The sequence below is a fragment of the Amycolatopsis sp. NPDC049688 genome, from assembly GCF_040674975.1.
Lineage (GTDB): Bacteria > Actinomycetota > Actinomycetes > Mycobacteriales > Pseudonocardiaceae > Amycolatopsis.
Map to the genome: position 1 here is coordinate 584153 of NZ_JBFANY010000002.1, position 25311 is coordinate 609463.

Annotated in this window: 23 protein-coding genes and 1 tRNA gene; 15 read left to right on the top strand and 9 right to left on the bottom strand. The window is 71.6% G+C overall.

Features of this window, described 5'->3' with window-relative positions:
• The first annotated feature begins 87 nt into the window (after nucleotides 1-87).
• From AB0J55_RS08730 to AB0J55_RS08740, 3 genes are read left to right on the top strand one after another with little or no spacing between them, the layout of a single operon-like run.
• Nucleotides 88-1392, top strand: a complete 1305-nt coding sequence (locus tag AB0J55_RS08730; protein WP_364244786.1) for a UDP-glucose/GDP-mannose dehydrogenase family protein — start codon at nucleotides 88-90, stop codon at nucleotides 1390-1392.
• A 29-nt stretch (nucleotides 1393-1421) separates the two neighbouring features.
• Complete coding sequence (locus AB0J55_RS08735; protein WP_364244788.1) at nucleotides 1422-1838, top strand: VOC family protein; 417 nt, start codon at nucleotides 1422-1424, stop codon at nucleotides 1836-1838.
• Nucleotides 1839-1865: 27 nt separating this feature from the next.
• The gene (locus AB0J55_RS08740) at nucleotides 1866-3632 is read left to right on the top strand and encodes a gamma-glutamyltransferase (protein WP_364244790.1); all 1767 of its coding nucleotides are present in this window, start codon (nucleotides 1866-1868) and stop codon (nucleotides 3630-3632) included.
• A gap of 59 nt (nucleotides 3633-3691) precedes the next feature.
• Here AB0J55_RS08740 and AB0J55_RS08745 read toward each other — a convergent pair whose 3' ends face one another.
• Genes AB0J55_RS08745 through AB0J55_RS08760 form a run of 4 tightly spaced genes read right to left on the bottom strand, consistent with a single transcriptional unit; the run spans nucleotide 3692 to nucleotide 6993 of the window.
• The gene (locus AB0J55_RS08745) at nucleotides 3692-4069 is read right to left on the bottom strand and encodes a hypothetical protein (protein ID WP_364244793.1); all 378 of its coding nucleotides are present in this window, start codon (nucleotides 4067-4069) and stop codon (nucleotides 3692-3694) included.
• Nucleotides 4070-4114: 45 nt separating this feature from the next.
• Entirely contained in the window at nucleotides 4115-4999 is an 885-nt protein-coding gene (locus AB0J55_RS08750; RefSeq protein WP_364244796.1) for a VOC family protein, read from the bottom strand.
• Entirely contained in the window at nucleotides 4992-5516 is a 525-nt protein-coding gene (locus tag AB0J55_RS08755; RefSeq protein ID WP_072475243.1) for a sigma-70 family RNA polymerase sigma factor, read from the bottom strand. Before AB0J55_RS08755 ends, AB0J55_RS08750 begins: the two co-directional genes overlap by 8 nt.
• A 52-nt stretch (nucleotides 5517-5568) precedes the next feature.
• Nucleotides 5569-6993: an MFS transporter gene (locus AB0J55_RS08760; protein ID WP_364244799.1), complete on the bottom strand. Its 1425-nt coding sequence runs from the start codon at nucleotides 6991-6993 to the stop codon at nucleotides 5569-5571.
• 102 nt (nucleotides 6994-7095) lie between these two features.
• On the opposite strand from AB0J55_RS08760, the gene AB0J55_RS08765 reads away from it, so the two are divergent.
• From AB0J55_RS08765 to AB0J55_RS08775, 3 genes are all read left to right on the top strand, one after another.
• On the top strand, nucleotides 7096-7929 hold the full coding sequence (locus AB0J55_RS08765) for a helix-turn-helix transcriptional regulator (RefSeq protein ID WP_364244802.1): 834 nt from the start codon (nucleotides 7096-7098) through the stop codon (nucleotides 7927-7929).
• Nucleotides 7930-7996: 67 nt separating this feature from the next.
• Nucleotides 7997-9103: a sensor histidine kinase gene (locus tag AB0J55_RS08770; protein ID WP_364244805.1), complete on the top strand. Its 1107-nt coding sequence runs from the start codon at nucleotides 7997-7999 to the stop codon at nucleotides 9101-9103.
• The gene (locus AB0J55_RS08775) at nucleotides 9100-9768 is read left to right on the top strand and encodes a response regulator transcription factor (RefSeq protein WP_364244808.1); all 669 of its coding nucleotides are present in this window, start codon (nucleotides 9100-9102) and stop codon (nucleotides 9766-9768) included. The genes AB0J55_RS08770 and AB0J55_RS08775 overlap by 4 nt, the downstream gene beginning before the upstream one ends.
• A 163-nt stretch (nucleotides 9769-9931) precedes the next feature.
• Here the strand turns inward: AB0J55_RS08775 and AB0J55_RS08780 are convergent, their stop codons facing one another.
• On the bottom strand, nucleotides 9932-11167 hold the full coding sequence (locus AB0J55_RS08780) for a DUF1707 domain-containing protein (protein ID WP_364244811.1): 1236 nt from the start codon (nucleotides 11165-11167) through the stop codon (nucleotides 9932-9934).
• Nucleotides 11168-11310: 143 nt separating this feature from the next.
• On the bottom strand, nucleotides 11311-12627 hold the full coding sequence (locus tag AB0J55_RS08785) for a hypothetical protein (protein WP_364244814.1): 1317 nt from the start codon (nucleotides 12625-12627) through the stop codon (nucleotides 11311-11313).
• 65 nt (nucleotides 12628-12692) lie between these two features.
• Here AB0J55_RS08785 and AB0J55_RS08790 point away from each other — a divergent pair, with 65 nt between their 5' ends.
• A complete protein-coding gene (locus AB0J55_RS08790) occupies nucleotides 12693-14090 on the top strand; it encodes a class I SAM-dependent methyltransferase (RefSeq protein WP_364244816.1) in 1398 nt (465 codons plus the stop codon).
• 10 nt (nucleotides 14091-14100) lie between these two features.
• Nucleotides 14101-17280 (top strand): glycosyltransferase, encoded by a 3180-nt coding sequence (locus tag AB0J55_RS08795; protein ID WP_364244819.1) that lies wholly within the window; start codon nucleotides 14101-14103, stop codon nucleotides 17278-17280.
• On the opposite strand, the gene AB0J55_RS08800 is transcribed toward AB0J55_RS08795, so the two are convergent.
• Nucleotides 17281-18432, bottom strand: coding sequence for a hypothetical protein (locus AB0J55_RS08800; RefSeq protein WP_364244822.1), 1152 nt, complete (start codon nucleotides 18430-18432; stop codon nucleotides 17281-17283). It abuts the gene before it with no gap.
• 243 nt (nucleotides 18433-18675) lie between these two features.
• Here AB0J55_RS08800 and AB0J55_RS08805 point away from each other — a divergent pair, with 243 nt between their 5' ends.
• Entirely contained in the window at nucleotides 18676-19281 is a 606-nt protein-coding gene (locus AB0J55_RS08805) for a hypothetical protein (RefSeq protein ID WP_364245973.1), read from the top strand.
• Here the strand turns inward: AB0J55_RS08805 and AB0J55_RS08810 are convergent.
• Nucleotides 19259-19942 (bottom strand): alpha/beta hydrolase, encoded by a 684-nt coding sequence (locus tag AB0J55_RS08810; RefSeq protein ID WP_364244825.1) that lies wholly within the window; start codon nucleotides 19940-19942, stop codon nucleotides 19259-19261. The genes AB0J55_RS08805 and AB0J55_RS08810 overlap by 23 nt on opposite strands.
• A gap of 133 nt (nucleotides 19943-20075) precedes the next feature.
• Between AB0J55_RS08810 and AB0J55_RS08815 the strand changes: the two genes are divergently transcribed.
• Together AB0J55_RS08815 and AB0J55_RS08820 are read left to right on the top strand one after the other, a co-directional pair.
• Entirely contained in the window at nucleotides 20076-20654 is a 579-nt protein-coding gene (locus tag AB0J55_RS08815) for a DUF2716 domain-containing protein (RefSeq protein WP_364244828.1), read from the top strand.
• 57 nt (nucleotides 20655-20711) lie between these two features.
• On the top strand, nucleotides 20712-21113 hold the full coding sequence (locus AB0J55_RS08820) for an immunity 7 family protein (RefSeq protein WP_364244830.1): 402 nt from the start codon (nucleotides 20712-20714) through the stop codon (nucleotides 21111-21113).
• A gap of 87 nt (nucleotides 21114-21200) precedes the next feature.
• Here the strand turns inward: AB0J55_RS08820 and AB0J55_RS08825 are convergent.
• Nucleotides 21201-21273: transfer RNA gene (locus tag AB0J55_RS08825), tRNA-Gly, on the bottom strand.
• Nucleotides 21274-21460: 187 nt separating this feature from the next.
• Between AB0J55_RS08825 and AB0J55_RS08830 the strand changes: the two genes are divergently transcribed.
• The 4 genes from AB0J55_RS08830 to AB0J55_RS08845 form a co-directional block, all read left to right on the top strand.
• Complete coding sequence (locus tag AB0J55_RS08830; protein WP_364244832.1) at nucleotides 21461-23077, top strand: sigma-70 family RNA polymerase sigma factor; 1617 nt, start codon at nucleotides 21461-21463, stop codon at nucleotides 23075-23077.
• Nucleotides 23078-23180: 103 nt separating this feature from the next.
• Nucleotides 23181-23621 carry a hypothetical protein gene (locus tag AB0J55_RS08835; RefSeq protein WP_003076880.1) on the top strand — a complete coding sequence of 147 codons (441 nt, stop codon included), beginning with the start codon at nucleotides 23181-23183 and terminating at the stop codon, nucleotides 23619-23621.
• Nucleotides 23622-23633: 12 nt separating this feature from the next.
• Entirely contained in the window at nucleotides 23634-24494 is an 861-nt protein-coding gene (locus tag AB0J55_RS08840) for a DNA-formamidopyrimidine glycosylase family protein (protein WP_364244834.1), read from the top strand.
• Between the two features lie 101 nt (nucleotides 24495-24595).
• Nucleotides 24596-25311: histidine kinase (locus AB0J55_RS08845; RefSeq protein WP_364244837.1), on the top strand; the 716-nt coding region annotated here is incomplete at its 3' end.

Sequence of the window (25311 nt, forward strand, 5' to 3'; positions counted from 1 at the left end):
GGCGCGGTTCGTGTCTTCGCTCACCGCTTTCGGGCCCGACTGTTTCCGTTAGCGCGGTGGTCACGTCCGGCTGTCACCTTCAGCACCATGACGCCAGCTCGCATCGTGGTGGTAGGAACCGGATACGTCGGCTTGACCACGGGGGCCTGCCTGGCCGGTCTCGGGCATTTCGTCACCTGCGTGGACGTCGACCGCGCGAAGGTCTCGCGGCTGGCCGCGGGCCGCGTCGACATCCTCGAACCCGGGCTCGGCGACCTGGTCAACCGCGGGCTCGCGGCCGGCCGCCTCCGGTTCGTCGTCGGCGCGCGGGACGCGGTCCGCGACGCGCAGGCGGTGTTCCTCTGCGTGCCGACGCCGATGGGGGCCGGCGGCTCCGCGGACCTGCGGGCGGTCGAGGCGGTGACGGCCGAGATCGGCGACGTCCTGCCCGCCGGCTGCGCGCTGGTCACCAAGTCGACCGTGCCGGTCGGCACGTCGAAGCGGATCCGGGAGATGGTCGGCCGGACCGACGTGCCGGTGGTGTCGAACCCCGAGTTCCTCCGCGAAGGCACCGCGGTCGCGGACTTCCTGGGCCCGGACCGGATCGTCGTCGGCTCGGACGACCTCGCCGCCGCGCGCTGGGTCGGCGAGCTGTACGCCGAGCTCGACGCGCCGGTCGTCGTCGCCGACGCCGCCAGCGCCGAACTGGTCAAGTACGCCGCGAACTGTTACCTCGCGCTGAAGCTGTCCTACGTCAACTCGATCGCCGAGCTGTGCGAACGGCTCGGTGCGGACATCGACCTCGTCACCGAGGGCATGGGCTACGACCGGCGCATCGGGCGGACGTTCCTCAAGCCCGGCCCCGGCTGGGGCGGCTCCTGCCTGCCGAAGGACACCAGCGCGCTGGTCAAGGTGGCCGAGTCGGTGAACTACGACTTCACCATGCTGACCGCGGCCATCGACGAGAACATCGCCCAGCGCGACCGGATCGTCGCGAAGATCGCCGGCGCGGTCGGCGGAACCCTGGCCGGCGCCCGGATCGGCGTGCTCGGCCTGGCGTTCAAGGCCGGCACGAACGACCTGCGCGACTCGCCCGCGCTCGCCGTGTCCTCGGTGCTGGGTGCCCTGGGTGCGGAGCTGACCGCCTACGACCCGGCCGTCGACGGCGAGATCGCCGGGATGACCGTCGTCGACGACGCCTACCAGGTCGCCAAGGACGCGGACGTCGTCGTCGTGCTGACCGAGTGGGCCGAGTTCAAGCACCTCGACTGGTCCGCGATGGCCGAGCTGATGGACGGCATCGACGTCGTCGACACGCGCAACCTGCTCGACCCGCGGGTGATCGTGGACGCCGGGCTGTCCTGGCAGGGCGTCGGACGGCCGCGGGCGGCGGCGAAAATCAAGGTGTCCTGACCGGGTAGCGCTGGCTACGATGCGGAATCGTGCCAGTATCCGCATCCGTCGAACTCAACCATCTGATCATTCCGTCCCGGAACAACCGGGAATCCGCCGAATTCCTGGCGACCCTGCTCGGCCTCGAGGTCGGTGAAGAGTGGGGTCCGTTCATCCCGGTCGAGACGCGCAACGGCGTCCGGCTGGACTTCGCGAGCGTCCCCGAAGCGGACCTCCGCCTGCAGCACTACTGCTTCCTGGTCCCGGAAGACGACTTCGACGCCGTCTTCGCGCGGCTGGTCGAATCGGGCGTGACCTTTTTCGCCGATCCGCAGATGAAGCAGGTCGGCGAAATCAACCACAACCACGGCGGCCGTGGCGTCTATTTCCTCGATCCCGGCGGCAACGGGATGGAAATCATCACGCAGCCGTACGAGCCGGATCGGCGTCGTCCGGCGGCTTGGTAATTCGTTAGCGTTGCGTACTATCGGGGTATGTTCACGACGAGGCCGGAGCTGACCGGCACCTTCGGGATGGTGGCATCCACGCACTGGCTGGCTTCGGCCACCGGCATGGCGGTGCTGGAAGACGGCGGCAACGCGTTCGACGCGGCGGTCGCGGCCGGCTTCGTCCTGCAGGTCGCCGAGCCGCACCTGTGCGGCCCGGCCGGCCAGGTACCCGGCCTCTTCGTGACGGCGGACGACCCGACCCCGCGGGCGCTGGCCGGCCAAGGCCCGTCGCCCGCGGGGGCCACCGCCGCCCATTTCGCCTCACTGGGCCTGGACCTGATCCCCGGCAGCGGCCTGCTCCCGGCGACCGTCCCGGGCGCCTGGGACGCCTGGCTCCTGCTGCTCCGCGACTACGGCACGAAGTCCCTTCGCGAGGTGCTGTCGTACGCGATCGGCTACGCGCGCAACGGCGTCCCGCTGGTGTCGCGGGTCGGCGACACGATCAGCGCGGTGTCCCGCTTGTTCACCGAGCACTGGCCGACCTCGGCGGCGCTCTGGATGCCGGACGGCAAGCCCGCGTCCGGCCTGCACCGGAACCCGGCGCTGGCCGACACGTGGGAGCGTCTGCTGCGGGAGGCGGAGTCCGTCCCGGGCCGGGAGGCGCAGCTCGACGCGGGACGTCGTGCCTGGTCACAGGGTTTCGTCGCGGAAGAGATCGAGTCGTTCAGCCGTACTGCGTTCCGTGACGACTCCGGCCGCGACCACGCGGGCCTGCTGACCGGCGAAGACCTGGCGTCGTGGTCGGCGACGTACGAGGACCCGGCGTTCGTGGACGTCGGCGACTGGCGCCTGGTGAAGATGGGCGGCTGGACCCAGGGACCGGCGCTGCTGCAGCAAGCGCTCCTGCTGCACGGCTTCCGCGACGAGCTGTCCTATGTGGACGGCGTCCCGTCGGAGCGCACGGTGCACTTGGCGACCGAAGCGGCGAAGCTCGCGTTCGCGGACCGCGAGGCCTGGTACGGCGACACCGACGTACCCCTGGACGTGCTGCTTTCGCCGTCGTACACCGACGCCCGCCGCGCGCTGATCGGTGAGTCAGCTTCGGCCGAGCTCCGCCCGGGCGACGCCCGCGGCCCGGCCCGGCTCCCGGCGATTCTGGACTCCCTGCAGGGGATGGAAGTCCAAGGCGGCGCGACAGGCGAGCCGACGGTCGGCCCGCAGGGCCAGACCCGCGGCGACACGGTGCACCTGGACGTCGTCGACGCGGCGGGCAACCTGGTGTCCCTGACGCCGTCGGGTGGCTGGCTGCAGTCGAGCCCCACGATCCCGTCGCTGGGCTTCTGCCTGGATTCCCGCGGCCAGATGTTCTGGCTCGAGCAGGGCCTGCCGAATTCCCTGGCCCCGCGCAAACGCCCGCGGATCACCCTGTCCCCCTCGCTGGCCCTGCGCGACGGCGTCCCGACGCTGGCGTTCGGCACCCCGGGCGGCGACCAGCAGGACCAGTGGCAGCTGTGCTTCTGGCTGGCCCACGTGTACGGCGGCCTGAACCTCCAGGAGTCGATCGACAGCCCGGCCTGGCACACGACGGCGTTCCCGAGCTCGTTCTATCCGCGTTCGTGGAACCCGCGCGAGCTGGTGGTGGAGTCGCGGCTGGGAGCGTCCACTTTGGACGCCCTCCGCAACCGCGGCCACGCGGTGATCGACGCCGGCGAATGGGCCCTCGGCCGCCTCTCGGCGGTTTCCCGCTCGAACGGCCTGCTCCGAGCGGCAGCCAACGCCCGAGGCATGCAGGGCTACGCGGCGGGCAGGTAGGCGGTCGTGAGTGAGAAACAGTGTTCTAACCCGGTTTCTCACTCACGACCCTTGCGGCGTCAGAGCGGCAGCGAAGCCCAGCCGCCGCCCTCGGCGAGGAGCGTTCGCACCCCGGTGGCGTGGTCGGCGAAGCCGGCGAGATCGCCGTGCAGCAACGCCATCCGCTCGTCGTCGAGCGGTGTGGTGTCGCCGGACCACAGTTCGCAGACCCAGCTCGCGGCGAGGTGCATCGACCGCACGAGCGCGGCCACTTCGGTGGCCGGGGCCGCGGAAGCGATTTCATCGCACGCCAGCACCAGGTCGCGGAGCCCGCGCACGGCTTCGTCCGGCGTGCCGTCCCAGTCCGGCCGGGGCCACACGGAAGACCCGAGCTCCAGCCACAACCGCCACCCGGCGGTCAGCTCGTCCTGGTCACGCGGCACCCATTGCCCGGCCATGCTTCGAGTGTGCGCCCGAACGCACGGCCCGGCGGATGGGATTCCTCACTTCGCGGGCTTCTCCCACAGCCAGAACTCGATGCCCTGGTTGTCGGTGCAGTCGGCGGTGTTCCCGTACGGGTGGTTCTCGACTTCCCCCGCCTGACCGCCCTGTTCCCGCACGCGCCCCAACGCCGACTCCAGATCGTCGACCGCGTACATCAGCTTCCAGCCCACCTGCCGGTCCCCGGCCCACAGCCCGCCTTCGAGTCCCGGTCCCGAGAACCCCCACGAGTCCGCCGTCGAGCCCGGCGTGAACTGCCAGCCCAGGACCGCGCCGTAGAAAGCCTTTGCCGGCGAAGCTTCCGGGACCTGGAACGTGAAGTACATCGCCTCGCCGTGGCGGGCCGGGCGGGGGCCCGCCGCCGGGGAAGCTGCCTGCGAGACCAGCCAGCGCTGGCCGAACGGGTCGCGGAACGAGCCCCCGCGGCCGTACGGCGAGTCGCTCACTGCGCGGATCAGCGTCGCCCCCAGCTCCAGCGCGCGGGCCACCGACACGTCCACGTCCGGGACCTCCACCCGCACCGACGCGCCGCCTTCGCGCGGGGCCACGTGCCCGATCTCGGGGTACTCCTCCGCGAGCATCAGCACCGCGTCGCCGATGGCCAGCTCGGCGTGGCCGACGCGGCCGTCGTCCATCAGGATCGGGTCGCCGCGGCGGACCGCGCCGAACACCTCGACGTAGAAGTCGAGGGCCGCGCGGGCGTCGGAAACCGCGAGGTAGGGCGTCAGCGAACGCAATGAGGCGGCGACCGGCGCCTCGGAGGTGGTCGTCATATCGGCTCCGTTCAAGATCAGGCGACGCAGGTCGTCGCGCAGTTCGGCGGCGAAGTCCGGGTCGGGGGCGACCCGCTCGGAGGGACGGCGAAGCGCGTCGAAAGGCTCAGGCATCGCGACCCTCCTTCTCCTCGTAAGCGCGCCGGAACGCGGCGCGGGCCCGGACGAGCAACGCCTCCGTGGCGTGCACGCTGCGCCCCAGGTGGCCGGCGACCTCGGGAACGCCGAGACCGTCGACGTACCGCAGGGTCAGCGCCGCCCGGTGGTGCGGCCCGAGCGATTCGAGCACCTGTCTCGCCCGCAGGGCGTCGAGCTGCTCGTCCCACGGGTCCTCGACGTCCGGCTCGCTGTCGTGCACGAGCCGCAGGCCGCGTTCCTCACGCTCTTTGCGCCGCCAGTGGTCGGCGAGCTTGTGCCGGGCGACGCCGATCAGCCACCCGGTGCTCACTGGAGGTGCGTACTCCTTGCGACAGGCGGCAACCGCCCCGAGGAACGTCTCGGACGTCAGCTCCTCGGCGAGCGTGCGGTCACCGCACCGGGACAGCAGGTACCCGTAGACCTCCGGCAGGGCCGTCTCGTACAGCCCGAGCAGCGCGAAGGCCGGGTCCGGTCGTACCCGAGGTTCCGTCACACCCTCATAGTCGTCCGGAGCCCGGCTTTTCCGACGGGTGAATCCGGGATTTCTACACTCGCGGGTCCGGCAACCGCCGTCCGGTGATCGCGACGATCGCCGCCAGCACCGCCACCGCGCCGATCACCAGCGCGAACGCCTCCCGGCTCCCCACCGAACCCGACAACGCCGCGTACAAACTCCCCAGAGTCGCCACGCCCAGCGCCAGCGACGTCTGCTGGTTCGTCGTCATCACCCCCGACCCGACCCCGGCCAGGTCCGTCGGCACGTGGGACAGCACGATCCGGAACAACGTCGTCATCGCCAGCGCGTTCCCCACGCCGATCGCCACCATCGACGGCGCCAGGTCGAGGATCGTCACGTGCGGCCACGTCGACAGCGTCGTGCACAGCAGTGCCACCATCCCGACCGCCGTGATCGCGCCACCCACCGGGACGACCTTCTGGCCGTAGCGCGCCACCAGCCGGCTGCTCAGCATCGACACCGTGAAGTACGCGACCGCCAGCGGCGTCAGCGCGCCGCCCGCGCCCAGCGGGCCGAAGTGCAGCCCCTCCTGCAGCGTCATCGCGAACACGAACATGAACGACCCGAACGCCGCGAAGAACGGGACGCCCACCAGCAGCCCGCGCCGCACGCTCGGCAGCCGCATCACCGACGGCGGCAGCAACGGCGTTCCGCCCTGCCGCTCCAACCGGCGTTCGACGTGCACGAAGGCGGCCGCGGCAAACGGGGACACGATCAGCAAGGCAATCGTCCACAGCGGCCAGCCCAGCGCCCGGCCCTCCATCAGCGGGACCAGCAACGACAGCAGCGTCACCGCCAGCAGAGCAGTACCCAGGCGGTCGACGCCCAGGGGGTTGTGCGCGCGGCTCTCCGGCAGGCGGCGGGCCATGACCAGCACCACCAGGCCGATCGGGACGTTCACCAGGAAGATCGGCCGCCAGCTCGTGCCCCACAGGTCCGCCGCCACCAGGCCGCCGCCGAGCAGCTGGCCGACCACCGTCGAAATGCCGCCCGTCGCGCCGAACAGGCCCAGCGCGCGGGACCGCTTTTCGCCCGACGTCGTCGCCTGGATGATCGACAGCACCTGCGGCAGCAGCAGGGCCGACGCCGCCCCCTGCGCGGCGCGGGCCACCACCAGCGTGCCGGCCGTCGGGGCGATTCCGCAGGCCAGGGACGTCAGCGTGAACAGCCAGAGGCCCGCGAAGAACAGCCGCCGCCTGCCGAACGAGTCGCCGAGGCGGCCGCCGACCACCAGCAGGACCGCGTACGCGATGCCGTACGCCGCCACCACCAGTTCCAGGGTGGCGGTCGACGCGTGGAGATCGGCGTCGATCGTCGGGAGTGCGACGTTGACGATGAAGAAGTCGATGATCGGCAGTGCCGCCCCCAGCAGCACCGTGACCAGGCCGGCGGGGGTCAGTCCCGGCCGGACTTGGGCGCCGGTGGTGCTCGGCGCAAGAGAGGTCGTGGTCATGAGTACTACGATCGACCCGCTTCGAACCTGGTACCAGTTGTTGTTTATCCGGGTACCGATCACTACCTGGTACCAGTTTCCGAAGCGTGCCATCCTGGCACCATGACCACCGCTGTCGAATCCGACCTGCGCCGCCAGGAGCTGGCCAGGTTCCTGCGCAGCCGTCGCGAGCGGATCACGCCCGAGCAGGTCGGCCTGCCGATCGCCGGCCGCCGCCGGACGCCGGGGCTGCGCCGCGAAGAGGTCGCGCAGCTCGCCGGGGTCGGGGTCACCTGGTACACCTGGCTCGAGCAGGGCCGCGACATCAACGCGTCCGAGCAGGTGCTGCAGGCCATCGCCCGCACCCTGCGGCTCGACCCGCACGAGCACGTCCACCTCTTCCGCCTGGCCGGCGCGCCCGAGCCGGAACGCGAGAAGGACTGCCAGGTCATCACGCCGGCGATGGAGCTCATGCTGAAGAAGCTGGAGCCGTACCCGGTCGCCATCCGCAACGCCCGCTGCGACCTGCTCGGCTACAACCGCGGCTACACCTGGCTGATGGGCGACGTCGGCGCGATCCCGTTCGAGGACCGGAACACCCTGGTCCAGTGCCTGCTCAACCCCGAGTGGCGCAAGCGGATGCTCGACTGGGAGACGAACATCCCGCGGGTCATCGCGTCCTTCCGCGCGGCGATGGCCGATCACGTCGCCGAGCCGGCGTGGAAGCAGCTGGTCAAGCGCCTCAAGGCGGAGTCGCCGCTGTTCGCCGAGCTGTGGCCGCACCACGACGTCAACTCGGAGCCGATCCGCACCAAGCGGTACCTGCACCCGGACGTCGGGCTGCTGCAGTTCAACTTCACCTACCTCTACTACGGCCGCCGGTCCGAGATCACCATGTCGACCTACACCCCGGCCGACGAGGAAACCGCGGCCAAGCTGCCGCTCATGTTCGACTGACGACGTACGCCGGCAGGCCGCTTGGAGACGGACGCGCCGCGGCCGGGCGACCGGTAGTTTTCGCGGCATGGGATGGCCGCCGTGGGTGGGGCGCGTGGTGCGCACCGTCGTCGTCACCGGGTTCGTGCTCGGGGCGACCAGTGGTGCGTCGCGCTGGCAGCCCGGGGCCGCCCCGATGACGCCGCTCGGTGCCGCGTGGCTGGTCGCCACCGGGCTGACGCTGCTGGCCGTCCACCGCTTCCCGCTCACGATCTTCCTGCTCACGACGGCGTCCGCGTTCGGCTACTACGCCTCCGGACTGCCCGGCGGCCCGATCATCCTCGTCCCGACGATCGCGCTGTTCCTGCTCACCCGGCAGCGCGGGCCGCGCACCGCCGGGATCACCGGGACCGCCGCGCTCGCCGTCCTCTACCTGGCCCACGTCGTGACGTCGGGGACGTTCGGGCTGCCGTTCGGCGCCGGGGTCCTGCTCGTCTGGCTGGTCGCGGTGATCGGCGTCGGCACCGCCGTCCGGTACCAGCTGGACGCGCTCGCGGCCCGCCGTGCCCAAGCCGACGAGCACCGGCACCGGCTCGCCGAGCAGGAACGCCTCCGCATCGCCCGCGAGGTCCACGACGTCGTCGCGCACAGCCTCGCGATGATCAACGTCCAGGCCGGGGTGGCCGCGCACGTCGCCGACCGGCGGCCCGAACAGGCGAAGGAAGCGCTGCTCAACATCAAGGCGGCCAGCGCGTCCGCGCTCAACGACCTGCGTGCGACCCTGGCCGTCCTGCGTTCCGGGCAGGACAAGGCGCCGGCGCCGAGCCTCGCCCAGGCCGGCGAGCTGCTGGACCACGCCCGCGACGCCGGGCTCGCGGTCGACGTCCACGGCGACCCCGGCGACCTCCCGGCCCCGGTCGACGCCGCCGCCTACCGGATCCTGCAGGAGTCGCTGACCAACGTCGTCCGGCACGCCGACCAGGCCAAGACGGTCGACGTCCGGTTCGAACGGCGGACCGGGGGTCTCACGATGATGGTCCGCGACGACGGCCGCGGCACCGCGCAGCCGACACCGGGACACGGCCTGCGCGGCATGGGCGAACGCGCCGCGGCGCTGGGCGGCCGGTGCACCGCCGGGCCGGTCGACGGCGGCTTCGAAGTCCGCGTCGAGCTACCGATCGAGGGGGAAGCATGATCCGCGTCCTGCTGGCCGACGACCAGGTCCTGGTCCGCGCCGGGTTCCGCGTGCTGCTGGAGACCGAGGACGGCTTCGAGGTCGTCGGCGAAGCCGGCGACGGCGAGCAGGCGGTGGCCGGCGCGGTCGCGCACAAACCCGACATCGTCGTGATGGACGTCCGGATGCCCGGGGTCGACGGCCTCGAAGCGACCCGCCGGATCACCGCCCACCCGGACCTCGCCGGGACGAAGGTGCTGGTCCTGACCACGTTCGACGTCGACGAGTACGTCTACGAAGCCCTGCGCGCAGGTGCCAGCGGGTTCCTGCTGAAGGACACCGAGCCGGTCGAGCTGCTGCGGGCGCTGCGGGTCGTCGCGAGCGGGGAAGCGCTGCTCGCGCCGACGGTCACCCGCCGGCTGATCCAGGAGTTCGTCGGGCGCCCGGAGCACCGGCGCATCGACACGAGCGCCATCCGCGAGATCACCGACCGCGAGCGCGAGGTGCTGGGCCTGGTGGCGGGTGGGCTTTCCAACGACGAAATCGCCGCCCACCTGGTGATTTCCACGGCGACGGCCCGCACGCACGTCAGCCGCATCATGACGAAGATCGGCGCCCGCGACCGCGCCCAGCTGGTGGTGCTGGCCTACGAGTCCGGGCTCGTCACACCGCGTCGCCCCGCCTGACCCGGCGCACCACGCGGACCGCGCGCACCAGGAACACCACGGCGAGGACACCGACCAGGCCGATCCAGATCACGGCGACTCCTCTCCCGGCCGATGCTCTGCTCATAGGGCGTCCGGGAGAGGGACGACGTTCAGTGACACGCGCAAACGTCACCCATAAGGGTCAGTTGTTCGTGCGTTCCGTCGGCGGAGCCTTCTGCACCTGGGCGGTCAGCAGCGTCTTGAACGAACTGAGCGTCGCGTCCTTCGACGGGCCGAACGAGTCGATGATGATGACCCGGCTGTACAGCACGTAAACCGCGCGGTACACCTGCTGGCTGCTGTCCGCTGCCGAGAACACCTGCACTCCGTGGAGGGACAGGTTGCGGTTGACGGTCAGGCCGCCCTCCTGCTCGGCGTTGCCGTACTCGGCGGCCACCGCGGCGGCGGCCTGCGCGTTCGGCAGCTCCAGCGCGAACAGGCCCAGCGTGACGTCGCCGTCCTTGGTCGTCTTGAGCAGGCCCTCGGTCATGCCGCTCTGCTTGAGCTTCTCGATGACCGTGGTCGGCAGGTACTTGGCCGACTGCAGCTTGTCCATGTCGAACTCGCCGCCGCCGGCGCGGGTGGTGCCGGCCGGGGTGACCAGCGCCGACGAGTTGTCGCCCGGCTCCGGCTTCGCCGCGGGCGGCTCCGGGAGCGGCTTGACGGTCGGCGGGGGCGGCGGCTGCGGGCCGGAGCTCTGCTGCGCCACCGGCGGGGTCGGGCTGCCGCCGTCCTTGATGAACAGCGCCCAGACGCCGAAGCCGAGGCCGGCCACGACGAGCACCGCGACGATGGCGAAGGCGATCTTCTTGCCCTTGCCCGACGACGGCTGCGTCTGGAAGCTCTCCGGGCCCTGGCTGATCCAGTCCGCGTTGTTCGACGGCGGCGCCAGCGGCGGGAACTCCGAGCCACCCCACGGCGGGCTGGCGTCCTGCTGCGGCGCACCCCACGGGTTCTGCTGCGGCATCGGCTGGGCGAACCCGCCGGCGGGGGAGTGCTGGGCGTACGGGGGCGGCGGCTGCTGCATCATCGGCTGCGGGAACCCGCCCGACGGCGAGTTCGGGTGCTGCTGTTGCTGCCACTGCGGGACGACCTGGGTTCGCTCGCCGCCGCCGGCGTCGGCCGCGGACACGACCTGCGTCGCCTCGGCCGCGTTCTCCTGCTGGGCCGGCTGCCCCGGCGGGGACACCGGGGCGATGATCTGCGTGTCGGCGGCGGTGCTCGGCACCTGCGGCTGCGCGGCCTGGGCCTGGTTCGGGTCGCCGGTCGAGACGGCCATGGACAGCACCCGATCACGACGCGCCCGGTACTCGTCGGCCGTCAGGTTTCCCGCCGCGAGCTCCTCGTCAAGCCTGCGCAGCTCTTCCTGCCAGGTCACCCCGGTACCCCCTTGGGTATGTCGCTTTGTGGGTGCTGCTCACGCGGAGCGTGGCCGCACGGAGTCATTGTGCACGGGTGCGCTCACCTGTTCGTCGCCCACCACCCCGTCGTTACCTCGGCGTGGCAGACACTCGCCGCGGGTCAGCGGGGGTGCGCGGCCAGCACCTGGCCGAGCAGGTCGATGGTCTGGTCGCGCAGCAGCGCCGACGATCCGCCGATCACGCTGCGTTCCACCAGCTCGAAGGTGACGATGTCGCGGTCAGCGAACAGGCTGGTCAGCTCCTGCGCGGTGCTCTGCGCCACCGTCTCGGCGTGCACGATCGTGACGTCCTGGCAGGTCGCGGCCAGGAACGGGCTGGCGAACTGGGTGAACGAGTCGGCCACGACCGCCATGTTCCGGGCGATCGAACCGGTGGGTGTGGCGCCGTCCGGCTGGGTCAGCCGCAGCGGGCTCTTGAAGTCGCTGGCGATGTACCGCGTGCGGTCGGCGCCGCCGTCGGTGGAGAGGCTGTACGTCGTCAGCTGCCGCTGCTCGTTGCGGCCCAGCACCCGGGCCAGGTCCGCCGGCCACGGCCGGACGCCGTTCGGCGCGGCCTGCCAGCCGGCGGTGCTGCCGGGCGCGATCGCCGCACCCAGCGCGTACGTCATGACCAGGCCACCGTCGAACGACCAGTGCGTGTCGTTGCGGTCGTACAGCGGGTGCCCGACGCGCTTTTCGGCGTCGGCGAGCGCCGGCCGCAGGTCGATCGCGCCGGTCTCGCGCGGCACGCGGTTCCAGAACTCGGCGGTCCGCGCCTGCGCGCACGGCTTGCCGACGTAGGTGTCGGGCAGGTGCGCCGGCTCTTCGCTGTACTTGTCCGGCGCGATGACCAGCTCGAACTTGCGCCCCGACTTCTCGACGGCGGCCCGCAGCTTCCGCAGCGCGCCGACGACGTGGTCGGTGTCCATCACCGGGCGGCAGCGGGCGTTGACGTCCTCGCCGAGGTACAGCCAGTTGTCCTTGCCCGGCAGCACGGTGGGGTAGACGTATCCCGGGACGTCGCCGTTGTCCGGCTTCCCCTGGTCGACGCCGACCGTGCCGCCGTTGTGGTTCGTGCCCTGCCCGGAGCCGGGCGGGTCGCCGAACACGCCGGTGCTGACGGCGTCGGCGGCCTGGACCCCGGCCTGCCGCAGCGGCAGGTGGTCGGTGGCCCAGCCGGACAGGCCGGTGAAGAAACCCCAGCCGTCGGACAGGCTCGGGAACTCGCGCAGCGGCCGGTTTTCGAAGGCGGCGGGGTGCACGCCGACCGCCGACAGGAACAGCGGCGTCACGAAGAAGAAGGCGGCGCAGGCCAGGGCCGTGCGCTGGCGCTTGCTGTGCCGCGGCCGGTAGAGGTTGTGCTCCTTGGGGAGGAACGACTCCGGCGTCCTCGGCAGACCCGCATCGGCAGGCAACTGCGGCGGAGGACGGAACGACACAGCCGTATCCTAGCGCCGGGCCGGTGCCGAGCGGCCTCGAACGGGTGAACGCGAGGGGACGGGCGATGCGAGGGCCGGGTTACGACCAGCGGCTGGCCAGGGAACGCGAGACCTTCGCCGGCCAGGAGGAGATCCACGGCAACCTGCCGCCGTCGGCGCACCGGTGGTCGAACCGGCACGTGCTCCCGAAGCTCGAAGGGCTCGGCGTCCCGGGCTTCGACGAGCTGATCGTCGGCCAGATCGCCGAACGCGCGCGGAACCTCTCGCGAGACGCCGTCGTGCTGTCGCTGGGCAGCGGCAACGGCGATCAGGAGCTGGGCTGGCTGCGCGGCTTGGCCGCCGAAGGACTGGACAACGTCCGGCTGCGGCTGCTGGAGCTGAACCCCGAGATGCAGGCGCGTGCCGAGGCGTCGGCGCGCGAGCAGGGTGTGGCCGACCGCGTCGAGCTGATCACCGCCGACTTCAACACCTGGCGCGCCGACGCGGGGCACGATGTCGTCGTCGGGTTCCAGGCGCTGCACCACGTCCTCGACCTGGAACACCTTTACGGCCAGATCAAGGACAGTCTCAACGCGGACGGCGTCCTGGTGGTGCACGACATGATCGGCCGCAACGGCCACCGCCGGTGGCCCGAGGCGCACGAGGTCGTCGACCGGATCTGGGCGACGCTGCCGCCCGAGCTGCGCCGCAACGCTTTGACCGGGGAGATCGACGAGCAGTTCGTGGACGTCGACTGCGCCGCGGACGGCTTCGAGGGCATCCGCGCGCAGGACGTCCTGCCGGTGCTCCTGGATTTCCTCCACCCGAGCCTGTTCCTGCCCTACGGCAACGTGATCGACCCGTTCGTCGACCGCATCTACGGCCACAACTTCGACATGGCCGACCCCGCGCACGTCGCCCTGATCGACGAAATCGGCGTGCTCGACGACAGCCTGCTCGACCTCGGGCTCGTCACCGGCACGCACCTGACCGCGCTCTTCCACCCCACGCCGCAGCCGTTGCGCGTGTACGGCAACCGGACGCCGGAGCGGTCGGTGCGGGACACCCGGGTCGTCGACCCGGCGGGCCGCGTCTCGTTCCGGCCCGGCGGGACCAGCGGCGAACGGCTGGTGGGCGGCGCGGGGATCGTGACCGGCCGGATGAACGGCATCGCCCACGACGACTGGGCGGCCCCTTCGGTCGAGTTCCCCGTGCTGACCACCGCGCCGGTCGAGGTGTTCGAACTGAAGACCTACCTGCCGGACGACGCCACCGAGTACGGCAGCGTCACGGTGTCGGTCGACGGCGTCCCGGTCGCGAAGGCCGACGTCGGGCCCGGCCTCACCGAACTGGTGCTGCCGGTCCGGCTCGACGCGCACCGGCAGGTCCGGCTTTCGTTCGACGCGGACTGGTCGGTCACCGCCGGGCTGGGCGGCGACCGCCGGACACTGGCGTACGTCCTGGTCGGACTGGGCCTCCGCTAATCTGCCCGCCATGGGCAAGGGGACGAGCGGTGAGCGCCTGATCGAGTGGACCGGCGAGCGGTGCGTGCCGTGGACCGACGACCTCCAGGTGATCTACGAGCACTACCACCGCTACGCGTTCGCGGCCCGCTTCGCCGACGGCAAGCGCGTTCTCGACCTGGCCGCGGGTGAGGGCTACGGATCTTCCCTGCTCGCGCGGTCGGCTGCCACCGTCGTCGGGCTCGAGATCGACCCGACGACCGTCGAGCACGCCCGCAACCGCTACCCGGGCGTCCGGTTCGAGGTCGGCTCGATCACCGACCCGCAGGCCCTCGACGGCGAGGTCTTCGACGTCATCACCTGCTTCGAAGCCATCGAGCACGTCGACGAGCAGGACCGGCTGATGGAGCTGGTCCGCAACCGGCTCGCGCCGGGCGGGGTCTTCCTCTGCAGCACCCCGGACATCGAGGTCTACACGCACGACCACGGCAACGAGAACCCGTACCACGTGCACGAGCTGACCGAGTCCGCGTTCCGGTCGCTGCTGTCCGCGAGCTTCCCGCACGTCGTGGTGCTGCGGCAGAACGTCGCCGTCGGCTCGCTGATCCACGACAACGGCGCCGGCACCGGCGCCGAGGTCCTCACCGTGCAGGCCGACGACGCCGACGGCTGGGTCGTCGAAGCCGGGGCGCCGCACACGTACTTCGTCTCGGTCGCCTCGGCCGAGCCGGTCGACGTGCCCTCGACGTCGGCCATGATCGACCCCAAGCTGACGCTGGTCGCCCGCGCCGCCGCCGAGGCGGGCCGCCTGCGCGACGGGCTGGGCCGCGCGGAAGCCGAGCGCGACCGGGCGACGGCGTCCGTCACCCGGCTCACCGCCGAACTCGCCCAGGTCACCGCGGCCGAGCAGCGCGCCGCGACCGAGCGCGACGAGGCACTGCGGCAGGCCGAGCGTGCCCGCGAAGACCGGCAGCGCGCGGCCGACGAGCTGAGCCGGCTGCAGCGCAAGGCGGGCTACGACCGCGAACGGCTGGACTGGCTGGCCGGCAACAACACCAGCCTCAGCGAGACCATCGGGCGGCTCGCCGCCGAGAACGAGAAGCTGCGGGCCGAGACGTCCGCGCTCGTCCAGCGGGCGATCGGGAAGTACCGCGGCGCGATCGAGCGGTACGCCCCGCGCGGCACCCGCCGCCGCGACTTCTACGAGACGGCGCTCGGCCGGCCCGCGGGTGTGCTGCCCGGCGCGCCGGTCGCGGTGCCCGGCCCGGTCGCGGTGACCACCAGCGACCAGCCGATCGTCAGCGTCGTCATCCCGGTCTACGGCAACTGGCGGTTCACCCGCGGCTGCCTCGACTCGATCCAGCGGCACCTGCCTTCGACGCCGTTCGAGGTGATCGTCGTCGACGACAAGTCGCCGGACGACTCCGCCGACCGCGTCGCCGGCTGCGCCGGGGTCCGGCTGGTCCGCGCGCCGCAGAACCTCGGGTTCGTCGGCGCCTGCAACCTCGGTGCCGAGCACGCGCGTGGCGACTTCATCTTCTTCCTCAACAACGACACCGAAGTCCGGCCCGGCTGGCTGGACGAGCTCGTCGCGGTCGTCGAGACGCGGCCCGACGTCGGGCTCGTCGGCTCGAAGCTGGTCTACCCGGACGGCCGCCTGCAGGAGTGCGGCGGCATCATCTGGGCCGACGGCACCGGCTGGAACTACGGCAGGCTGCAGAACCCGGACGCCCCCTGGTACCAGGCCCTGCGGGACGTCGACTACTGCTCGGGCGCGGCCCTGCTCGTCCGGCGCGAGCTGTTCGAGCGCATCGGCGGCTTCGACAAGCGCTTCGCGCCCGCGTACTACGAAGACACCGACCTGGCGTTCGCCGTGCGGGCGGCCGGGTACCGGACGATGGTGCAGCCCGCGTCGGTCGTCGTGCACCACGAAGGCATCACCAACGGCACGGACGTCTCCTCCGGTGTGAAGCGCCACCAGGAACTCAACCGGAGTGTCTTCGTCGACAAGTGGAGCGTCCAGCTGCGCGACCACTTCCCCGAGGCGAGCCCGCGCGCGGTGTGGGCCGGACGGCAGCGCACGAAGGACGGTCACCGCGGGGGGACCGTGCTCGTCGCCGACCACCAGGTGCCGATGCCGGACAAGGACTCCGGCTCGGTGCGGATGTTCCGCATCCTCGAACTGCTCGTCGGCCTCGGCCGGCGGGTCGTGTTCATGCCGCTCAACAACGCGCTGCCGGAGCCGTACGCGGACGCGCTGTACCGGGCGGGCGTCACGGTGGTGACCGGGCTCGGCGAACAGCTGGAGTTCCTGCGCGACGCCGGCGCCGACCTGAGCCTGGCCGTGCTGTCGCGGCCGCACGTCGCCTGGCAGCTGCTGGAGCAGGTCCGCGAGCACGCGCCCGACTGCGTCATCGCCTACGACACGGTCGACCTGCATTTCGTCCGGCTCAACCGCCAGGCCGACCTGGCCGCGCAGCTCGGCAACACGCGCGAGGAACTGACCCTGCGACGCCGCGCCGAGGTGCTGCGGGAGTCCGAACTGGGCCTGACCCGAGCCACCGACGTCACCTTCGTCGTGTCCGATGTGGAGCGTGCGCTGCTGTCGGAGCTCGTGCCGTCGGCGCGGGTCGAGGTGCTGTCCAATGTGCACTACGCCGACGGCTCGGTGGCGGTCCCGGAAGGACGGTCCGGGGTGCTGTTCGTCGGCAGCTTCGACCACCTGCCCAACCGGGACGCGGCCCGCTGGCTGGCGGAGGAGATCATGCCGCTGGTGCGCCGCCGCCGCCCGGACGCGGTCGCGCAGATCGTCGGCAGCAACCCGCCGCAGGAGATGTTCGACCTCGAACGCGACGGCGTCGTCGTCCGCGGCTGGGTGCCGAACCTCGACAGCGCTTACCGCGAAGCCCGGGTCGTCGTCGCGCCGCTGCGCTTCGGGGCCGGGGTGAAGGGAAAGCTCGGCGAGAGCCTCGGCTACGGCGTCCCGGTCGTGGCCACGCCGCTGGCCGCCGAAGGCATGCACCTGACCCACGGGCGGGACGTGCTCGTCGGCGGCTCGGCGCAGGAGCTCGCCGACGAGATCGTCACCGTGCTCGAGGACGACAAGCTGTGGCAGCGGCTGTCCGAAGAGGGCAAGACCGTGGTGGACCGCCTCTTCGGCGCCGACGTCGCCCGGACCACGCTGGCCGGGGTGCTCGACCGGCGCGGGTGATCAGCTCGGCGGCAGCGCTTTCTTGAACACCGCGACGGCGTTGTCGAGGCTGGTCTTCAGCTCGTTCTTGTCCTTGGCGAAGGGCTGGGACGCCCACAGCACGATGGCGACCTTGCCCGAGGTGTACCAGGTGCCGTCCATCCGCTGGTCGCCGTTGCGGCCGGTGACCGTGGACTGGTCGGCCGGGATCGGGACGAACCCGCCGGCGGCGGCCGCCTCGCGCAGGTAGTCGACGATCGCCTTCGCGCCTTCCTCGTTCTCGGCGGGGATCGCGTAGCCGAGGAACCCGGTGTCCCCGGCCGAGGAGGCCCGGTACACGAACTGCGTGACGCCGTGCTGCGAGAAGACCTGCGCGGCCTCCTTGGGGTACAGCCCCAGGTCCAGCCCGCGGGCCAGCGACATCGCGGCGCTCTCGGGGTGCGAGACCCCGGGCAGCGGCGGCACCTGGTCCTCCAGCTGCGGCTGGGCCGCGGCCGCCGGGGGCTGCGTCACGACGGGGGTGAACGTGGAGAGCGCGTTGGGCTTTTCGTCGCCGCCGCCGAGCCAGACCGTCGCGCCGATGATCATGCCCAGCACCACCAGCACGCCGAGCGCGATGAACGGCCAGGGCCGCCGCGAGCGTCCGGACGACTCGCCGTCGGTGGCCCACCGGTGCTTGCCGGACGGCTCGTCGGGCTCGGGGAGCGGCTGCGCCGGGCGCGATTCCCCGCCCGGCGGCGTGATCGGCGGGAACCGGCTGCCCGGACCGTGCTCCGCCGGGCCGTCGACGCGCAGGTAGCGGGTCGGCGTGATGTCGGCCGGGCTCGGCGCGGTCGTCATGTGGTCGGGGATGGCCGGCACCTGGCTGGTCGAGAGCGTCTTCGGCAGCCCGGTCCGCTGCCACGGCGGCGGGGGGACCGGCGGCCTCGGGGATTCGATGCGCTGCGGCGGCAGCACGGGGTGGACGGGCTGGGCGGGTGCCGGGTGGTTCGCCGGGTTCGCGCTCCGCCAGTTCTCACCCGGACGGCGCAACGGCGAAGGCACCGGTGACGGCACCGTCGAACCGGAGGCCTGCGCGAGCAGCTCGTCCCGCTGTTTGCGGTGGTCAGCCGGCGCGATACGACCTTCGGCAAGCTCCGCGTCGAGACGGCGAAGCTCTTCCTGCCAGCTCATCCTCTGGACCCCCATCCACCGTTCGGGGCATCAGTCTGGCACGCAAGCCCGACCTGCAAGGTTGCGGTTTGAGGTTGATCGGCAACGTAGCGCAAGTCCGGCGTTTGCGGGAGACCCGGACGCTCACCCGCCAGGGTCACCCGTCAGGCTCCGGAAACTGTCGTACATATGTTCTAAAATTGGCGTTGTCCAGGGGAGATGCCGCCCGCGAGCGCGGGTGGCGTGATGGAGGAAGGCAGGGCCATGGCCTACATCACCCTGTCCACGTTCGTGGGCTACAGCGCGAGTTCCGGGCCGTCGCGGTCGTCGTTCGTCCGGCGGCAGCGCCGTCAGTACGAAGATCCGGCGCGGGCGGCGTTCAACTACTACCGGCGGGCGGCCAACGCGGTGCGGTCCGGGCGGGCGGCGAACCAGGACGAGGTGGCGCTGCGCGCGCTCGTCAACGCCGCCGACGAACGGACGAAACCGCACTACGCGGCGATCGCCGAGGGCTGGCTGCGGTACCTCGGCCGGAAGTCGCCGAAGCTGGTCGACGTCGGCCGCGGCCGGTGCCGGATCGGCGAGCTCGAGATCGGCGTCAGCCCGCAGATGGGGCTGCGCAAGAGCGACGGCCGCCGGTACGCGACCTGGCTCTACTTCAAGGAGGAGCCGCTGGCGAGGGATTCGGCGCAGCTCGCGCTGTGGGTGCTGGAGCAGGCGATGCCCGACATCCTGCCCGGCGGCGAGGCGCTGGTGATCGACGTCCGCCGCGCCAAGGAGTACCAGCTGTCCGCCCGCGACCGCGAACGGCTGCGGCCCTGGGCCCGCAGCGAGGCGTCGGCGTTCCTCACCCTGTGGGACGCAGCCTGAGCAGCACGCCGGCCATCAGGTCCGGCTGGGTGACGAAGGGGTGGTGGGCCACCGGCAGTTCGACGACGTCGGTGGCGCGCGCCGCCTGGGCCCGCTGGGTCCCGGGCAGTGTGGCGCGGTCTTCGCCGCAGACGACGTAGGTCGACGGGACGGTTCGCCAGGCCGCCCGGGTTGCCGGCTGGCCGAACACCGCCTCGTTCTGGGCGGTGAGCCGGGCGGCGGCCCCGGCGTAGGTGTGGTCGTCGAAGTCCTGGGCGAAGAGGGGACGCACGAACTCCTCGCGGACACCGGCGGTGCCGTCGCCGTGGCTGAGGTGCCACGGCGGCGGCTCGCCGATGCCGAAGTCCGCGAGCGCCTCGCCGACGTCCGGCAGGAACGACGTCACGTAGACCAATCGGTGTACTGCCGGGTGTTCACCGAGTGTGGTGATCACCATGCCGCCGTACGAGTGACCGACGAGCAGGGCGGGTTCGTCGGAAGCGTCGAGCAGCGCGCGGACGGCCTCGGCGTCGGCGTGCAGATCACCGCGCGGCTCGCTCTCGCAGCTCGGCAACACTGCTGCTGAGCTGCGCAAACCGTGCGTCCCCAGTACATCGGCGGTCGGCTGCCACCACCAGGCGCCGTCGCGGACGAAGGCGCCGTGGACGAAGAGAACCCGCATGGTGACAACTTGGCAGAACCCACTCGGACGAGTGACACAGTTCGCGGCGGGCGGACGGGGACTGGACAAACCGGAGGGCGAACACGAAGCTTTCGCGTGTTCTTTCGTGCCTGGCCAAGTTGAGGGCGTAACCGTGAACGCTGCCTGGGAAGCCGTCTCCCGCGTCGTCGACGAGCCCGCCTGGTACTGGGTGTACGACAAGCTGGCGTTCTGGCCGAGCACCTACGCCCACGCCTGGCCGGGTTTCCGGGAGCCGGTGCCGTCGCGGACGTGGGACCTGTCGCCCGGGAACCTGGACCGGTCCTCCGCCGAGTTCCGGCTCGGCCCGTACGCGGTCGAGGAGCACCAGGTCGCGACGATCGCGCTGGCCGCGTTCCGCGAGGTGTGCGGCCCGGACGACTGGATGTGGGCGCTGCACTGGCAGCACCAGTCCTACCGCGTCCGCCCGCACCTGATGTCGGGGAGCGCCCGCTGGCCGGTGCCGGTGTTCCCGCGCGCGGACTACCACCTGTTCCTGGCGGCGGACTTCTCCTTCGGCACGCTCGGGCACCCGTGGGAGCGGACGCTGTGCGTGTTCGGCGAGAAGCTGGTGCCGGCGTTCGAGCGCCTGGGCGAAGGGGTGCTGTCGAACGTGCTGCGCCGCGACGGGAAGCCATCGGAGACATCCGGGGCTTCGCCCCGGGCCGGGGGCTTCGCCACCCGGACCCCCTGAAAGCCATCAGAGCTAGCCCGCTAAGCGGCCCGTTGATCTCTTGCTACCGTTCTGCGGGTGTTCGAATATCACGGCTGGGTGACCATCCAGGCGACCGCGAGCGGCGACGACGACGCGGCGCTCCTGGAGCGCCTGGTCGACCGCGTCCACCGCGCGATCCGCGACGCGGGCGACTTCGACCTGGTCGACCTCCGCTGGAGCGCGGGCATGCCCATGCTCCACTTCGGCGGCTTCGACAAGCACGGCGGCCACCTGACCACCGAAATCCTCAACCTCTTCACCCGCGTAGGTGAATTGGCCCCCGGCTCCTACGGCCTCTTGTACACGTGGGACGACCAGGACACGGAGAACGACAACAACTTCCGCGTCCACCGGATGGCCCGAGGCCAGGTGACCGAACGCGAAGACCCCCACCTGACCCCGGTGGCCCCGACGGTCCTGGACACCTACGAGCTCTGACGCCGCAGGGTCCGGGGCTCAGCCTCCCGGGTGAAACAGAAAAAGGGCTGTATCGACGTTTCCCGCCGATACAGCCCTTTGCACGCGAGCGGATGACGGGATTCGAACCCGCGACCCTCACCTTGGCAAGGTGATGCGCTACCAGCTGCGCTACATCCGCGTTGTCTTGCTGATGGGAGGAACTCTATACCCTCCGCGTCCGGCCTCCGTCACCGGGGTCCCCTGTCCTCTGACCGGTGCTTCGGTGTCACAGCTGGCGTACAAGGGGTGACGACGGCTGTTTCCCTCCGTATGGTGTCTCCATTCGACCGAATGGGGAGACCTTCGGGGAGGAGGTGCCGGGCCGGATGACCGAGCTGGGCACGGTGCCGCCACCAGCGGCCTCGGAATCCGACGAACAGGCACTGCTGCAACGGCTTCGCGACGGTGAGGACGCCGCGTTCGGGGAGCTGTTCGAGCTGCACGCCGCCGCGGTCCGCCGGCTGGCGCAGAGCCTGGCCGCCGACCGGTCGGAGGCCGAGGACATCACCGCGGAGACGTTCTTCCGCGTGTTGCAGGCGCTCCGGCGGGGTGCCGGTCCCCGTGACTACGTCCGCGCCTACCTGCTGACCGTGGCCCGCCGGGTGTCGTGGGAGTGGCACGGCGCGCGCCGGGACGTCCCGGTTTCGGACGACGAACTGACTTTCCGCGCCGGGGCGGGTGCCGACACGCACGCCCGGACGGCCGAGCACACGCTGATCACGACCGCGTTCACCAGCCTGCCGGAGCGGTGGCGGACGGTGTTGTGGCAGACCGAGGTCGAGGGCGAGCAGCCGGCGATGGTCGCGCCGCACTTCGGGCTGAGCGCGAACGCGACGGCCGCGCTGGCCCGCCGGGCGCGGCAGGGTCTGCGGGCGGCGTACCTGCAGGCACACCTTTCGGTGAACCGCGGCCCGGATTCGTGCCGCGCGGTCGTGGAAAAGCTCGGCGGGTTCACCGCGGGCAGCGTCACCGGCGCCGAAGCCGAGCGGATCAAGGCGCACCTGCACGGCTGCCCGTCGTGCCGCGCCACCCAGGACGAGCTGCGTGACGTCTGCTCGTCGCTGCGGGCTCACGCCGGGGTGCTGGTGCTGCTGGTGCCGGCCGCCGCGTCGGCGGGCGGCAGCGGGGTGCTGGCCGGCCTCGGCGCGACGATCAAGGGCGTGCTGGTCGGCTCCAAGGTAAAGATCGGGCTCGCGCTGGCGTCGACCGCCGCTGTGGGTGCCGTCGGCGTCGCGGCCGGGCCCGTGCTGTTCGGGTCGGGGCCGGTGCAGGACGTCGGGCTGACCGGCGGCGCGCCCGAACTCGTCGTGGTGCCGCCGTCGGAGACGCACCAGGAGCCGCCGCCGCAGGGGCAGCCGGAGCAGCGGATCGGGATCGGCGTGCTCAACGGCCGCGGCACCGGGGTCGCCGTGCCGGCCCGCGCGCGCGGTGGTGAGCGGCACGTGGCCGCGGACGAGGTGCCGGACCTGGCGGTCGCCGGGGACGTCCCGGTCGGGGACGTGGCCGGGCCCGCCGGGCAGCCGATCCCGCGTGAAGACCTGACGTCGTCGACGTTCAGCGCGTCCGACCACCCGGCGACGTCGCCGCGGCTGGACACGTCGAAACCCGACCTGACGATGACGACCGAGTCCACCGACGCGACGTCGCCGAAGGACGCCGAGGTGCCGGAGCTGTCGCCGACCAGCCGTCCCGGCGAGCCGACGCTCGCCGAGAAGCCGGCGCCGAAGGACGACGAGACGCCGGTCGCGGACCCGACGTCGACGGTGACGCCGACCTCGGGGAAGCCGTGCCCGGGCAGTGCGGCCGCCGACGCCACCGGGTCGGGCGAGCCGACGGATCCGGCGCCGCCGGCTGCGTCGGCACCGACGGATTCCGTGCCGCCGGCTGCGTCGGCACCGACGGATCCGGCGCCGCCGGCTTCGCCGGAGTCCGATCGCCGGTGACCCCTTCCACCGGGCGGGATGTCCGGTTCCGCCCTCGCGCGGGTGCGGCCGGGCGCGGTACCGTTGTGTCGCTCACCCTGCGGGCGCCCCGGGAGGCAACTGAATGAACCGGCTGGTACGCGGCGAAGACGGCCGCGACTGGGTGGTCCGTGCCCAGATGGAATGGCGCGCACCGGCGACGGCCGACGACTTCGAGCACGACGTCGCGGGCAGTTACGGCCCCGGCATCGCGATGATCGTGGTGACCGCGCTGCTGGCCGTGATCCTCGTCGTGTGGACCCCCGACCAGGTGAACGTCCCGGCGTGGGTGCTGCTCGCGCTGCTGCTCGTGGTGCTGTTCTTCCCGCTGCGGTGGATCCTGCGCCGTCCGTGGACGGTGGTCGCCGAGACCGAGGGTGACGTGACCGGCGACCGGCCGTCCGAGCGCTGGGTCGGCACCATCCGCGGCATGTTCACCGTGCAGGGCGAGGTCAAGAAGATCTCGAAGACCATCCAGCGGCACTCGCTGCCGGACTTCGACGGGCCGCTTCACCCGGTCGAGTAGGACACCGATGCCATGCCCGAGCTACCCGAGATCGAAGCACTGGCCCACTACCTGCGCGAAAACGCCGTGGGGCAGACGATCTTCCGCATCGATGTCGCATCGCTGAGCGTGCTCAAGACGGCGACCCCGCCGTGGACCGAGCTGCACGGGCGTGAGATCACCGGCGCGACCCGGCACGGCAAGCACCTCGACGTCGTGGCCGGTGACCTGCACCTGGTCATCCACCTCGCCCGCGCGGGCTGGCTGCGCTGGTCCGACGGCCTGGCCGCGGCGCCGCTGAAGCCGGGGAAGGGCCCGATCTCGCTGCGCGTGCACCTCGAGTCGGCCACCGGGCCCGGGTTCGACCTCACCGAGGCGGGCACGAAGAAGGGCCTGGCGGTGTGGATCGTCCGGGACCCGCAGGAGATCGCGAGCGTGGCCCGGCTGGGGCCGGACGCGCTGTCGCTCGACGCCGCCCGGCTGCGCGAGCTGTTCGCCGGGAAGACCACCCGGCTGAAGTGGGCGCTCACCGACCAGTCGCTGATCGCCGGGATCGGCAACGGCTACTCCGACGAGATCATGCACCGCGCGAAGCTCTCGCCGTACGCCACCGTCGGCAAGCTCGACGAAGGCGCCTTGGAGACCCTCGCCGAGGCGATCCAGGAGGTCGAAACCGACGCCGTCGAGCGCTCGGTGGGGCAGAAGGCGGCCCGGCTGAAGGGGGAGAAGCGGTCGGGCCTGCGGGTCCACGCGCGGACCGGGCTGCCGTGCCCGGTCTGCGGCGACACGATCCGCGAAATTTCCTTCGCCGACAAATCGTTCCAGTACTGCCCGACCTGCCAAACCGGCGGCAAGCCGCTCGCCGACCGGCGGATGTCGCGCCTGCTGAAATAGGCGCCGGACAGACGCTGGGTAGGGTCGTGCCCACCCTCAGTCGTCACAGTTGGACAGAAAGTGGGATTCAGGCCTTGCACCCGGTTGGTCGAGCGCAGAGCATGGACGCCGTGTCCGGGTTCCCGCTTGCGCAGATCGTCCCGTGGGCTGTCGCGGTGCTGCTCGCCGTCGTGGTGGTCGTGCTGCTCGTGAAACAGCGCCGGCCGGCCAGCGTGGTCGAGGACGCGATGCTGCAGGCGGTCCACCGGATGTCGAAGGCGGCGCCGAACCTGCGGTCCGGCCTGGACGAGGACGCCGCCGACAAGATCACCACGCAGCTGCTGCAGATGCTGGACTGCGTCGCCGTCGGCATCACCGACAGCGAGGGCACACTGCTGTCGTGGGACGGCGAGGCGAACGAGCACTACGTCGACCTCGTCGAGGCGATCGGGGCGGCCATCCGCAAGCACCGCCGTGAGGTCGTGGCGCACGACCGGATGCCGTGCAACCACCGCGGCACCTGCCGGATGAAGACCGCGGTCATCGTGCCGCTGCTGGTGGAGGGCGAGACGGAGGCGGCGCTGATCGTCGTCGGCCGGACCCGCGGCCGGCTGGTGCAGATGGCCGACGCCGTCGCCCAGTTCGTCTGCACCCAGTTCGAGCTGGCCCGGCTCGACGAGTCGAAGCACCAGCTCCAGCAGGCCGAGATCAAGGCGCTGCGCGCGCAGATCTCGCCGCACTTCGTCTACAACGCGCTCAACACGATCTCCGCGCTGATCCGCACGGATCCCGAAGAGGCGCGAGAGCTGCTTCAGGACTTCGCCGACTTCACGCGCTG